General features: G+C 63.5%; 12 protein-coding genes. 1 reads left to right on the forward strand and 11 read right to left on the reverse strand.

Going from position 1 to position 13,013, the window contains the following annotated elements:
* Window positions 1-105 precede the first annotated feature (105 nt).
* The 10 genes from INR38_RS05235 to INR38_RS05280 form a co-directional block, all read right to left on the reverse strand.
* Entirely contained in the window at window positions 106-648 is a 543-nt protein-coding gene (locus INR38_RS05235) for a hypothetical protein (RefSeq protein WP_207444124.1), read from the reverse strand.
* Window positions 645-1,760, reverse strand: coding sequence for a hypothetical protein (locus tag INR38_RS05240; RefSeq protein WP_207444125.1), 1,116 nt, complete (start codon window positions 1,758-1,760; stop codon window positions 645-647). The genes INR38_RS05235 and INR38_RS05240 overlap by 4 nt, the downstream gene beginning before the upstream one ends.
* Entirely contained in the window at window positions 1,760-2,461 is a 702-nt protein-coding gene (locus tag INR38_RS05245) for a hypothetical protein (RefSeq protein ID WP_207444126.1), read from the reverse strand. Before INR38_RS05245 ends, INR38_RS05240 begins: the two co-directional genes overlap by 1 nt.
* Window positions 2,439-3,374, reverse strand: a complete 936-nt coding sequence (locus tag INR38_RS05250) for a hypothetical protein (protein ID WP_207444127.1) — start codon at window positions 3,372-3,374, stop codon at window positions 2,439-2,441. Before INR38_RS05250 ends, INR38_RS05245 begins: the two co-directional genes overlap by 23 nt.
* Complete coding sequence (locus INR38_RS05255; protein ID WP_207444128.1) at window positions 3,371-8,035, reverse strand: tape measure protein; 4,665 nt, start codon at window positions 8,033-8,035, stop codon at window positions 3,371-3,373. The genes INR38_RS05250 and INR38_RS05255 overlap by 4 nt, the downstream gene beginning before the upstream one ends.
* Before the next feature lie 70 nt (window positions 8,036-8,105).
* Complete coding sequence (locus tag INR38_RS05260; protein WP_012203260.1) at window positions 8,106-8,396, reverse strand: DUF1799 domain-containing protein; 291 nt, start codon at window positions 8,394-8,396, stop codon at window positions 8,106-8,108.
* 29 nt (window positions 8,397-8,425) lie between these two features.
* The gene (locus tag INR38_RS05265) at window positions 8,426-8,881 is read right to left on the reverse strand and encodes a hypothetical protein (RefSeq protein WP_012203259.1); all 456 of its coding nucleotides are present in this window, start codon (window positions 8,879-8,881) and stop codon (window positions 8,426-8,428) included.
* Window positions 8,882-8,924: 43 nt separating this feature from the next.
* Window positions 8,925-9,851: a phage tail tube protein gene (locus INR38_RS05270; protein WP_207444129.1), complete on the reverse strand. Its 927-nt coding sequence runs from the start codon at window positions 9,849-9,851 to the stop codon at window positions 8,925-8,927.
* 130 nt (window positions 9,852-9,981) lie between these two features.
* Window positions 9,982-10,467, reverse strand: coding sequence for a hypothetical protein (locus INR38_RS05275; RefSeq protein WP_016446440.1), 486 nt, complete (start codon window positions 10,465-10,467; stop codon window positions 9,982-9,984).
* A gap of 439 nt (window positions 10,468-10,906) precedes the next feature.
* Window positions 10,907-11,521 carry a S24 family peptidase gene (locus INR38_RS05280; protein WP_013804208.1) on the reverse strand — a complete coding sequence of 205 codons (615 nt, stop codon included), beginning with the start codon at window positions 11,519-11,521 and terminating at the stop codon, window positions 10,907-10,909.
* 146 nt (window positions 11,522-11,667) lie between these two features.
* Here INR38_RS05280 and INR38_RS05285 point away from each other — a divergent pair, with 146 nt between their 5' ends.
* Entirely contained in the window at window positions 11,668-12,174 is a 507-nt protein-coding gene (locus INR38_RS05285; RefSeq protein ID WP_207444130.1) for a Mor transcription activator family protein, read from the forward strand.
* A 103-nt stretch (window positions 12,175-12,277) separates the two neighbouring features.
* On the opposite strand, the gene slmA is transcribed toward INR38_RS05285, so the two are convergent.
* A complete protein-coding gene (gene slmA, locus INR38_RS05290) occupies window positions 12,278-12,973 on the reverse strand; it encodes a nucleoid occlusion factor SlmA (protein WP_012203254.1) in 696 nt (231 codons plus the stop codon).
* Window positions 12,974-13,013: the final 40 nt, after the last annotated feature.

Below are 13,013 nucleotides of genomic sequence, written 5' to 3' on the forward strand. Positions count from 1 at the left end.
AAGCTTGTCGCGGCGAAGACATGCGGGGGAAAACACCTAGCTTGTGGGCAGGCGCAAAAAAGCCGGCAGGTGCCGGCTTGGTTGGTTGTCACGCCTCAGAGCAAGTCATGCCTCCACGGTAAATACCTTGATGCCCTTGAAGCGCATGTGGCGTTCGGGAGGAAGGTCGGAATTGACCATGGCTTCGGTCACTTCCCAGACCCGACTGTCCTCGAAGTGGACAGAGAAGTGAATGAAGCCCTTGGCCATGGAGGCCAGCACCACGCGCTCGCGGCCATCGCGCGACCGGATGGGCAGTCGAAAGTTGTCATCCTTGGCTAACACCTGCGCGCCTGCCCGCAGCTCGGCAGAGAAGGCCAGCGTGGCGCCCACCGGCACCGTCGCATCGGTGAAGTCGGGAGTATGTACAAAGTCCTCCTTGTCGGCCGCGATGCCGGTGATGACGATCTCCGGCATCGCGGGTTCGGGCACCGGCTCGGGCGGGGCCTCATAAGGCAGTTCGACCCAGGCCAGGCCCGTGAAGTTGCTGCGCGGGCGGCCCGCTGTCTCGTGCGTCTGCATGTTGTCGGGTGGCAGTGTCGTCGTGCGCGAGCCGGGCATGGTGGACATGCCTGCGTACCAGCCCCAGAGGTTGAATTCGTAGTTCATGCGGCACCCAGTTCGTAATAGAAGTCGCGGTCGTTAAGGGTCTCCGAAACATGTACGACGGAGTCCAGCCCCTGCGCTACATACAGGCCCTTGCCGGGCCCCAGGCCAAACATGGCTTTCCCTGCTGAAGTGCTATCCCCTGACACATTACTCCCGGCAAGTGGGGGAAATGCCCGCCAAGTGATCCCATCCGCCGACACAATCAACCGGACTCGACGGATTTGAGCCCAATCGACCGTATACATCTTCAAATAGGCACAACCGTCAGCCATCACCGCATACTGCGGGACACCGAGACAACGCTCTCCGTTCTCTCCATCAAAAACCTGCCACGATTGCTCGGAAAAACTCGCACCGTCTTCTGTCACGATGGACCTGACCGTATTGCCCCGCACTTCAACCAGCACGAATCTGCGCCCTACTGCAAAGGCATTCTGGGGCTGGATGTCCGCACTGAGCTTGAAGGCAGCGAACGTAGTCGATACGGAAAAATTCAGTCCATCGACCGATGTTGCCAGTACGGTGCCATCGGAGGAAATGGTCAAGTACCGCTCGCCGTTGTAGACCACGGATTGCCAGGAAGTGTCCACGGGCATCACCAGGCTTACGCTGGCGCTTGTTCCAGTTTCGCAACGACTCAGCCCACGAAACTCAGGAAAGCCGTAGAAAAACCCGCCAGCACACATGACCCGTCGGACCGCCCCCAGAGGCGAAGACGTGAATGTCAGACCATCGTTGACACTGACATACGACTCGTATTGCGTGGCACTTGAGGAGGGAACGCCGCTGCCGCATGCAATCACGACATTGCCGCCGCGCTCAGCAATCGAGTAAATCGCAGGCCAGCGTCCGCTGCCGGTATGGGTGAAGCGCAGCACCATGGTCCTGAGGTCAGCAGAGGTGTAGACCTTGTCACCAACCACCAGGAAGTTGACTCGACCATTGTTTACACCGTGATCAGGGACGATGTTGGGAGGCGATGTTGCACCAAGGGGCCGAAAGGCGTTGGCTGTCAACATGGACACACTTGGTACCTTTCGCTCCTCCCCGCTCCAGATACGCCGGCGCATCAGCGCGGCAGGTTGTCCATAGATATTGTTGAAGGAAAGCATCAGATCCACCCCAGGGTTGCGGTTTGAGTAAATACGCGGTCGGCATAGCGCGAGTCCAGCGCCAGGTCGTCCTCGATTCCGGAAAACTTGCCTCCGTTGCGCCTGAGCACGGGAGTCAGTGCACCGGAGCGGTTGGTGACGCGCAGTTGCTCCTGCGGCGCGGACCCGGCCGGCATCAGGCATTCGCACTGCGGATGCAGGACGATGTAGTGCATGCCGACGATCAGGTGATGGGGCCCTGCCGTTGTCAACTCCTGCTGCGGCATGGACTGCGGTGAACCGGACAGCCGCCAGCCCGCGGGATCCTGGGCCGGGTCGAGCGCGCTGGCCGTGGTGCCGGCTGGTACGCGCCGATAGGTCAGCAGCGACTGGGGCGACCACACGGCGTCGCCCTGGGCGTAGCTGCCCGGCGCCCATCGGGAGGCACCGGCGACAATGGCAGCGTTCTGGGCGCTGGTCGCGGCGGCGGAGGCGGCGGCCTGCGCAGCGTTCTTGTTGCCCTCGACCGTCAGCATGGCCTGGGCCATTTCCGTCACAAACGTCGTGAGCCACGTCACCAGGCCCTCCGTCCAGTTACGAAAGCCCGTCAGCCAGTTCAGATAGACATCCGTCTTGACGTCGAAGACGTCCTGCGGGTCCGTGCGACGATTCGGGATCGCCACCGATTCCTCGGGTGCACTAGGGGGGGGTGTGAAGTTCATCGTCTTCCAGTCCTTCAATGGTTAGGTTGCAATCGGAGAAGCCATGGGCCACCAGAACCTGGTCGAAGCCCGTGATGTAGCCGTAGGTGGTGAGCACGCCGTAGCCGCGCGCACCTATCCAGACGACCGGTCTGGCGCGATACGCCAGGATTTCGTTGCGCACGCGCTCGTACTGCGTGCCGTGAACGAGGACCTGCAGCTTCAAGCGGTCGCTGTAGGCGCCGGGCTCGGCCATCCAGCCGCCCCAGTCGTCGCGCTTCTTGAGGCTCCAGTCGTCGAAGCTGACCGAGGGCCGCCACTGGGTGTTGCCCAGCCAGACGGCACGGCCGATGACGACCTCGGCGCAGCGCGCCTTGGCCCCCAGGTTGGCGATGCGTATCGTGATGCTGGCCTGCGTGTAGGCCGGCAGTCCCGAGATGGACAGCTTGCGTTCGCGCTCTATGGGGTTGAAGAAGTAGCCCCAGTGCGAATTGCCTGAAGGGCGCAGCACCAGGCGCTGCCCGCTGTGGAACACCTCGCCGGCCACGGGGTCGGTCATCACCACCTCGACCGTGTGCGCCTGCAGGCCCAGCAGCTCGATGTCCGTGACCACGCGGCCGGGCTTGATGGTGACCTCGATGAGGTCATCGGCCTCGGTGTACGAACCCAGGCTGGCATCGAACATGCGCAGCCGGTTTTCCACACCGCGCCTTTGCCACTTGCCTTCAGAACTGGCGGGGTCATTGCCGGTATTGCTGCCGGCCATGCTGCGCCAGATCACGCGCGAGGTGTCGATGATCTCGTCGTTGAGCGCATAGGCCTTGCTGGCGGACCAGGGCTGCAGGCCGCTTGCGGCGACGTTCGTGCTCATGTTGTCCAGCGTGATAGGCAGGGGCGGCACAAATCCCATGCCACGTGTGAATTCATCGCTCATGCCGTCTCCCTTTGCTTGACGCCGATGGCGTCACTCTTGCGTGCCATCTTTTCGAGGCTTTGCAGCAGTACGATCTGCTGGCGCCCCAGGTCATAGGTCAGACGCTGTAGGGACTCGAGGGCCCTGTGCAGGTCGCCGCCCTGCATACCCTCCAGCAAGCGCCGCGTCTGCTGGGCGCTGTGGATCCGTGAAGGTCCGGTGACCTCGAGTTCGGGGCCGTTTTCCCCGACCAGGCGCAGGCCGCCGAAGTGCTCGCCACCCGAGGCGAAGCGCGGAATGCCGAACTGGTCCAACGCCGCCAGCACGTCGCGCTCCGAGTAGCCATACAGATAGGCAAGATCCAGCGCCGTGCCCCCCTGGGCCTTGATGTCATTGGCCAGTCCCACCAGGTCTCCGGTGCCGTCGTACTTATGGAAGGTTGGCGACAGCGCATCGAGCTTCTTGACTCGCTCGGGATCCGTTTCGTAGTCGTAGATCGCGAAGCCATCGCCGAGCACGGCAACAGGCATCTTGTACTTGCTGTGCACGGTGGAGCTGCCACCCCCACTTCCAGGACCTGGCCCAGGACCAAAGTCCGCACCCCCGCTGCCGCCACCGGAACCGCTTTCACCAGAACCAGCACCACCTCCGGTATCCGCTCCTTCCTTGAGCAGTGCCGCGCGGAATTCCGCCCATGCGAGATCGGACGACAGCAGCCGCGTGTCGATGCCACGCGCTATGTCCAGCGCCTCCTTCTCGGTCTTGAGCAGCCGCTCCAACGCATCGACCTGGCTTTTTTCCTGCTCCAGAATCAATTCATCGGCAGACAGCTGCTCGCCCGCCGCGTCATGCAGCACTTCGAGCTTGTTGGCCAGGATCAACTGCGCGGCCTCATAGTCCAGGCGCGAGCGGAAGTTGCCCGAGGAAATACCGCCGCGCGCAACCGAGACAGCCTCGCCGATGTCAGCCGATTCGGGCAGATAGCCCGTGCGCCGGTACGCAGCCAGTGCCTGGTCAATGACCTCGTTGGCTCTGGCCAAGGCCATGGCCTGGGTGCTCTCGATCTGGCCGCGCAGTTCGACGACATGCCCGCGCAAGGTCTCCATGAGGGCGCGCTCGGTATCCACGCGCTCCTGCGCGACATCGATGCGTGCCTGTATGGCCGAGCGCTCCGCATCGACGGAACGCTGCAGCAGGCTCCACGCCGCATCCGTATCGGCCTCGTTCTTCTTCCTCGCCTCCTGCGCCTGCTCCTCCTGCTTGCGCTTGGCTTCCTCCGCCTGTTTGGCCGAAGCCGCCGCAGCATCCTCGGATGTCTTGGTAACGGCCTTGAACGTGTCGTTGAGCTTGAGCAGCTCGGCAGCGGTCTCGGCCGAAGATTTGCCGGTGCCGCCGATATTGCCGATCAGCTTGTCCATACCGGCAGTGAAGTCGGCCAGCGACGTGCTGGTGTTTGCCAGGTTCTCGAGATCAGCCGCGAGTTTCCCGGTATCGCCCGAACCTTCTCCCAGGGTGGAGCTGGCCCAGTCCTTGAAGGCGCCAGTCTTGGCCATGTCCTTGAGGCCTTGCGTGCCCTGGACCTTGGAGATGGCGTCCTTCAATACCTTGGCATTCGCCTCCTCGGAGTTGGCTGCCTTGAGCTTGTCCTCCACCAGCTTGCGGAACCGGGCCTGGGCGTCGTCGGCATCCAGGTCGATGTCCACGCCCAAGTCCTTGAGCTTGCTGCCCATCTCGCGCTTGGCGATGGTCTTGCGCTCATCCTCGCTGTAGAAGTTCTGGTAGAAGCTGCCCGCGTTGGCATTCAGCGCCTCGATGCCGCCCGAAGCCTTGATCAGGGACTCGAAGGCCAGGTCGGTCAGGTCGGCAAAGCCCGTGATCTTCTTGCCCAGTTCGTCAAAGGAGCGGCCGATGAGGTCGATGGCCTGGAAGGCAGCCTGCAACGCCTCGACATTGGGTGCTTCGCCCAGCGAGTCCAGCGTGGTGCGCATCCAGCTGGGCAGGTCCGCCTTCTTGAGTTCGGACACCAGCAGTGAACCGGTCTGGCCCAGGAAGGCCTTGTAGGCTTCTTCCGGGTTGTTGCCCAGCGAGCGGTTCTCGAAGCCGGCCAGGATCATGCCAGTCGTCTTGTCGATGATCTTGGCGTAGCCGTAGGCGTCCTCGTCGCTGTACCGGCCGTTGACGGCAAAGCCACCGACCAGGTCGATGCCGCGCGCGCTACCCGTCGCGTATTTGCTGAGGGCCCCATAGACCGAGGCCAGGCCGTCCAGGCTGGTCTTGAGCTGCTTTTCGACGGCATCGCTGTGGCGCTGCGTCAGATCGTCATACCAGTCTCCGGCCGCACGGCCGAACAGCTGTTCGGCGGCCTTGTCGTTGCCGACGCCAGCGGTGCTGTAGGCGGCACCGGCGTGGTTGGGGCCGCGGGAGCCGAAGCCTCCAAACAGGGAGCTGATGGCAATCGCACCCAGCACAAATGGGCTTGCCGCCCCCATCAAGGTTCCGAGCCCCCCCAGAAGGTTGCCTGCCCCAAGTGCCGTGATTCCTGCATCCAGCGTCCCCAGAATGCCCGCCTCACCAAAGATGCCAGCTACGCCTGCGTTCAGGCCCATGCCAAAGGTACCGCCACCGAGCCCCAGCACTCCGGAAGCGCTGCCGGCCTGACTCAGAAAACCTCCACCATTGGCAGCGCCAGATCCGCCCACCCCGAGATTGGCTGTTACGTTACCAAGCATGCCTCGTACCTGTGCAAGCACAGGCACGATAAATGGCCGCGCAAACGCCTTGTACATTTCATCGGCAACCGAAGCCTTGAACGTTGCGCTCAGGTTCTTCGTGAACGTGCGCCAGCCCTCGGTACCGTTGGCCAGCATGTCTGTGAAGCCCTTGCGGAACATCTCGTCCATCTGGTCGACCGACGCCTGGGTCTCCTTTACGCGGGTGCGCTCGGCGACATTCGCCTTGGCCTGATTGGCTGTGGCCGTGGCCTCTTCCCTCAGCCGCCGGGCCTCTTCGGGGTCGGCCCTGTTCCTGGCGTTGATCTCCGCCAGCTTGATCTGCAAATCAAGTTCGATCTTTAGCTGCTCGATCGCAATCGTGCGGTCGCGCTGCGACATGGCGGCGAGCGACTGCTCAAACTGCACTTCATCGTTGGCCACCTGCACGTTTTTCGCGTACTCAGCCACCATGCGCGCAGACTCGTTGTAGCCTTTGACCTTGGCCTGATCACGAATGGCCTTGGCCTCTTCCAACAATGCCTGGGTCGCCCTTCCGGAAAGGTCGATGCCTTGCATCACCATGGCTTGAGCCTCCAGCTGGCTGGCGGCTTCTTCCACTCGTTTTTGACGTAACTCTTCGAGAGCCGCTCCCGTCAGTCCGATTTCCTCGGTTTCACGCTGCGCCAGTCGAATGTTCTCCTGAATGGCGCGGGCTTTGCTCTCATGGGTCTCTATCAGCTTTTCGAGATCGGCGGCGGCCTTAGCAAAATCCAAGGATTCAAGGTCTTGACCAGAAGATTTACCTGCCCCCTGCGATGGCCGCAAAATCGTGGCCTTGCCCACCGGAGCAGCCTTGACCCTAGGAGGTTCTTCCCACGTACGGGGGATCACTTCGGAAGGGGTAGCAGGGCCCGCAAAAGGCGGATTGATGAATCCCCGGCCACCGCCTGTGTCACGTCTGCCTTCCAGTGCCAGTTGCTCCTGCTGCGCCTGCTTGAGTTTGGCAACGTACTTCAGCAAATCGAAGTACGAACTGCGCAGATAGATGTTTTCCGAGGTGGCTGCGCCTCTGGCCTGCAGCGCCTCCAGTTCAGCGGCGGCCTTTGGCAGCTCCTTGGCAAGGTAGGCGGCCCTTTCCCCGTTGGACTGGAAGGCCATGCTGACGTAGTTGAGCCCTACCGCCCGCCCCATCAGGATGGCCAAGCCCTGGTTGACCTGACCGAAGAATCCGGACCCATTGTCCCGTGCCCTGGACATCGCCTCGGAAACGGCATTCATGTCATAAGCGATGCCATTCATGCCGACGGAGATCACCCGGTTCACACCAGAATCACCGACCGCCGCCTTGAACTTGCCCCAGGCATTTTCCATGCGCGTGGCCCCGGCACCCACCCGGTCCGCTGTGCGCTCGGCGCTATTGCCCAAGGTTTGCTGCAGAGCGACGGCAAAGCGCGGCAGGAAGTCATCGGCAAGCACCTGTCCTGCCTGCAGCATCGCCGTGAAACGATCCTTCGTCACGCCGAGTGCCTGGGCCCCGATCTGTGCCGATGCAGGAATGCGGGTCAGCTTCTCGTTGAAATCGGCAACGCTGATCGCACCTCGTCCCATCAGATCAAGCACGCCGGCAAGTGAAGCGCTGCTCTGTTCCGCCGACAAATGCATGGCCACGTTGGCTTTGGCTATGCCAGTGAACAGGGCTCGCACAGGCTCCCCCTCGAGTGCCGTGCCACGCGCCTTGGTGAGAAAGTCGGCATAGGCTTGGCCCGTGGATTCCAGCTGGAGGCCAAGCCGGTCCGCAAGCGCCGTGACATAGGCCATTTCCTGCGCACCCTTGCCACCTGTAGCCAGGTCAAGACGCGCGCGCAGACTCTCCGCAGCTGCACCAGCCTGCTGAAGCTGTCCAGTGAGTTTTTTCAGATCTGCAATGGTCTGCAATGTGGCAGGACCAATGCTTGTGACGGCTGTACTCATGCTGATCTCTGTTCGGTATGCTTGACCGCTTGTGTTTGTCTTGAAAGGCCGGAGCCGAGGCCCCTATGCCTCAGCCCCGGTTGAGCTGGCGCAGCGCCTGCGCCTCCAGCACCTGCAACTGCGCGAAGACCTCGCCGCGCTGCGCGGCGGGCACCGCGTAGCGACGCATCACGATCTCGGCCCCGGCGTAGTCCAGCCCGTCCCAGTGCCACTGGCCCCAGGGCGTGGCCGTCCTGCGCCACTGGGTGGAGCAGCCGAGGTACACGCTCCAGGCCATCGCATGCTCCGGCCACAGTTCGTAGTCCTCGGGGTGCTGGCGTTGCAGATCGCCGGGCACCATCCGGTCGGGGTCGATCCCCATCTGCGCGCACTGGGCGCGCAGCTCGTCGTCTACGAGATAGCGGTCTGCGCCGTCGAGGCCGAGGTGATGCCGGACAGCGCCACGGAGTTTTTTGTGGCGGCATCCCGCTGGTGCACGTTGAGTCCGTCGAACCAGGCCACGGCCATGGCCTGCTCCAGTCCCGGGTAGGCCTCCTCGGCCGCCAGGCGTTCGTCGCGGCTGTAGGGCACGGGTGTTCCTTCGTCGCCCAGCATCCCCTCCCAGCCCACAACCACTTCGTCGAGCAGTTCAGGGATGGTCATGCGCCGTACCTCCTGCGAGCCATCGGGCTGCGTGGCGGGCTTGCCGACGACGATGAGTTCATTGATCTCGTCACGCCGCGCCTTGCCCAGGCGCTTGAACACGACGGCAAAGTGATGGGCTCCGAACCTGCCCTCATCGACGGGCAGGTACAGCGTTGCGGGAACGGAGATGGTGGGCTTGAGCCCGGAAATCTTGACGGCCATGGTGATCCTTGGATGTGTAGTTGTCAGGCAGGGAGGTGAGGCGTCAGATCTCGATGGACCATTCGTCGTTGCCCGCGTCGGAGGGAATGAACGACAGGGGGATGGTGATCATCTGCACGCCATCGCTGTCGCTGTAGGTCGGCTTGCCGATCTGGGCGCGCGCGCTCTTGAAACTGACGGTGTTGGTGGCGCCGGGGCCGTGCTTGAGCGTGACGGGCACGATGGCGCTGGCGCGCGCCAGGCCGATCCAGTCCTTGGTGGCCACGCTGGTGTTCTCGAAGGTGACGCTGCCCGTGGACTTGCGGTCCGTGATTTCCACGGTGTCCACGTTCATCAGGTCGCGCTTGACCACCTGGTTGCCGCACTTGAAGCTGAAGGCGCTGCAGGCCACCGCCAGGCCGTCGAGGGTCAGTTGGGTGTTGGTCTTGTTGACGCCCAGGGGAGCGACGAAGTCGCTGTAGTCCACTGTCGGCAGGGCCTCATCCACGGCGGGGACGAAGGAGCCCGTGAACTCGAACTTCCACTTGGGAATGGCCTTGGCATCGGTGCTGAACTCCACCTCGCCGCGTGCGCCATGCATCTTGTAGAGGGTGCCGTCCACGTTGCCGTAGATGGTCACGCTCTGGATGCCGTCGGTCACGGGAGCGAAGACCGTCTTCACGCCAGTCTCGGTGCTGGCGCTGGCGGCACACGCACGCAACAGGTCGGTCACGCCGGGACGCTCGCCCGCTGCGGCCACACCCGCGAATTCCACGGAGAACGCCACCTTCTGGTATTCGGTGACCAGGGTGCTGCCGCTGGAGCCGAAGAAGGGACGGATGTTGTTGCGCTCGACCACGTCGCCCTCGATGGGGGTCAGGGTCACGTCGCTGACCAGCATGGCATTGGCCGCCAGCGGTACGACGGCCGTGCCGACAACGGTTTCAACCAGGGCCAGGAGGGCCATCTTGCGCATGATCTTTGCTGCCATTTGGAAAATCCTTTGAAGAGATGAAGAGATGTTTCGCGACCTTGGGCGCCGTTCTCCAGCGCCGCGGGCCACAGGGGTTGCGGGAAAGGTGCGGGTTATCCGGTCTAGGCCCGGTTCGGGGGTGTGCAGGTCACAGGTAGCTCCAGGTTCTGAGTTGCAGGACAACGGAGTGGCAACGCACTCCCGCGAAATCCACAGGCTCGGCACGCATGAGCTGCACGCCATCGGTGCTGTCGTCGCTGCCTGCCAGGGGACCGGGCTGGCACGCGCCGCCCAGGGTCGGATCGGCTCGCACCAGGGCGCGGAACTGCTCGACCAGGTCGTCCAGCAACAACTCGCTGGCCTGGGCGTCGGCAATGGCCAGGTAGCCATGCAGCGTCCACTGGTGCACGCTTACCGTGCGGGCCGTGCTGCTGCCGTGCTCGGCCGTGCTGCTTCTGCGCAGCCACCAGCCGCGGACATGGGCCGTGCCTGCTGCAGGCGGCGTGTACGTGAACAGGGCTGCCAGTTCGGCATCGCTGGCGGCATGGCGTTCGCGGTCCTGGACAACGCCGATCTGCGGCACCGAGGCCAAGATGGCCACGATGGCGTTGCGATGCTGGGCCAGTGCATTCATGAGCGCAGCACCGGAAAGGCCGCCGCCACACTCGCCGCAGCCTCGGCCACGATGGGCCGCAGATGAGCGGCAAAGAGCAGGAACAGTTGTGCGATGGCGTACATGGGTCACTCCGTGGGGGACGCAGAAAAAGATGCGTCGTTGCGATGGAGTGACTGTGCCGAGGCAGGCAAAAATGAATAAGGCCTGCATATGCAGGCCCGGTCTCAGCGTCCACAGGAGCGAGCCTTCTCAGGCGCAGCGAATCTGGATGCCAGGCACATGTGCCTTGGCCCGGCACATCGCAACGGCCAGGCAAGCGCAAACGTCCTGCCGCTCGGGCATGCATGGATGCACGAAAGAGGAAGACAGGAAAGGCGGGGAGAAGACGGAAACGCCCAGGCTGGCCTCAGGCCTGCGGCAAAGTCTCTGAAGCTATGCCGGCCGGCCGGCCCTGGGGCTAGAGTTCTCCGCCGTGCCAGAGGACCCGGCCGCAGATGCGCAGCCGGTTGGCGGCTTCGCCTTCCAGAACCTGGGGCGGATAGGCGGGGTTGTAGCTGACGATGCGCACACCGCCCGTGCTGAAGTCGCGCTCCAGCAGCTTGACGTAGTTCTCGCCCTCCAGCTCGATCACATAGACACCATCCTGGGTCAGCGTATCGACCGAGGTGTTGACCAGCAGGATGTCGCCGTCGTTGATGCGGTCCGCCATGGATCTTCCACGGGCACGCACGATCTTGGCGTTGTGCCTGCCCAGTCCCTTGGACTGCAGCCAGGACGAACGGAAGGCGAAGCGGCCTATCACCTCGTCGGGGCCGTTGACGGCCCCATGCCCTGCGCTGACGTGCGCATCGAGCATCTCGATCTGCGTGAACTCGTCTTCGGCCGCCCCACCATGCCGAGCCCCAGGCTTCGCTGCGCCCGTGCCGTTGAAATACTCCAGCGGCCGGCCCGCTCGCTGCGAGGCCCGCAGCAGTTGCCGTGCTGGCACTTCCCCGCGCTTGCGCCATGTCCGCACCGTTTCAGGCTGAACCTCCATGCCCGCCATCCAGTCGGGTCCCAAGGCTTCAGCCATGCGCGCCAGTACCTCATCAACGTTGGATGTAAGCGCATCAGTCACAGGTTTTGCAGGCATGGCGAATCTTGACAGTGGTTCGTTATGGACCAAGAATATGGTTCAAATTGAACCGTTTCCTTTTGAACCAAGAGCGTACAGCCAAAATGCATTCCGAACACCATCCGGCACCCGCCTTCCAGGGCTTTCGGCCTGCTGCCCTGCCTCTCGCCATCGGCATGCACACGCCCGCGTCAGCCGCCTCGCACCATGGCACTTGCAGCGATCTGCTTCCGCCCCTGCTGCAGGACTTCGAGCGCCTGATCGGGCTGCAGCCCACGATGGCCCTGGTGCAGCGCTGGGGTGGACTGCGCATCTACGTTCCCACGCCGGACAAGGTCACAGCCGAGCATCCCTATGCGGCCACCATCGGCGTGCCAGCCTTGCTCCAGCTCGCCCGTGAGTATGGCGGCCTGCCCCACTTCCAGCTGCCCAGGGCGGCGCGTGCACTGCAGGCACTGCGCAATCAGCGCATCGCTGCAGACTACGCCACGGACAAAACGGCCCGGCAACTGGCTGCCGAGCATGGGATTACGGAAGGCCAGGTGGGGCGCATCGTTGCGGCGCTGGGCGTGACAGCACCGGCCAGGCGGCGGCGCAATCTCGTGGGCTGAGCACAGCCACCGCGACGAAGCAAGGCCCTGGTCGCAAAAAAAGCCACCGGCGCAAGCGGGTGGCTTGGCTGCAAAGCGGACCCTGGGGTCCGCTGGGCCATGTTCAGACCATCAAGGCCAGGCTGGCTTCCAGATGCTCGGTCGGCAGGCGGCGGAAACCCGAGCGCGCGTAGCGCTGCAGGCGGCCCAGCGCGAACGATGTCAGCACGCTGGCGGCCACCTGGGCATCGACCGTCGGGGCGGAAGAGCCCAGCGCACCGGCGGCGGGGCGCAGGCACTGGCGCAGCGTGGATTCGATGCGGTCGAAGAACTGGTTCATGCGGGCCTGCAGGCGCTCGTGCTCGAAGACGATGGCATCGCCCACCATGACGCGCACCATGCCGGGGTTGCGCTCGCCGAACTGCAGCACAAGGGAGATCACGCGGCTGGCCTGGCGCATTCCGTCCACTGCGGGACGCTCTTCCTCCGGCACATCCCGCCCGACGATCTGCTGCACCAGCGTGAAGACGGACTGCTCGATGAACTCGATCAGGCCTTCGAACATCTGTGCCTTGCTGGCGAAGTGGCGGTACAGGGCTGCCTCGCTGACGCCCAGATGGGCTGCCAGCGCTGCCGTGGTGATGCGTTCTGCGCCCGGCTTCTCCAGCATGGCCGCAAGCGCCTGCAGGATCTGCTCGCGCCGCTCCCCGGGTTTGGGGCGTTTGCGCGCAGGCGTAGGGGCGGAAGCGGAGGCGGCTTCGTCGGAAACGACATCAGCGCCAGGAGCGGATAAAGGCGACAGAACTTCAGACTCGGACATAAGCAGATCAACTATTTGTAAGTAATTCTCTCACAGCCCT

The organism is Delftia sp. SD018 (assembly GCF_017355445.1).
Taxonomy (GTDB): Bacteria; Pseudomonadota; Gammaproteobacteria; order Burkholderiales; family Burkholderiaceae_C; genus Comamonas; species Comamonas acidovorans.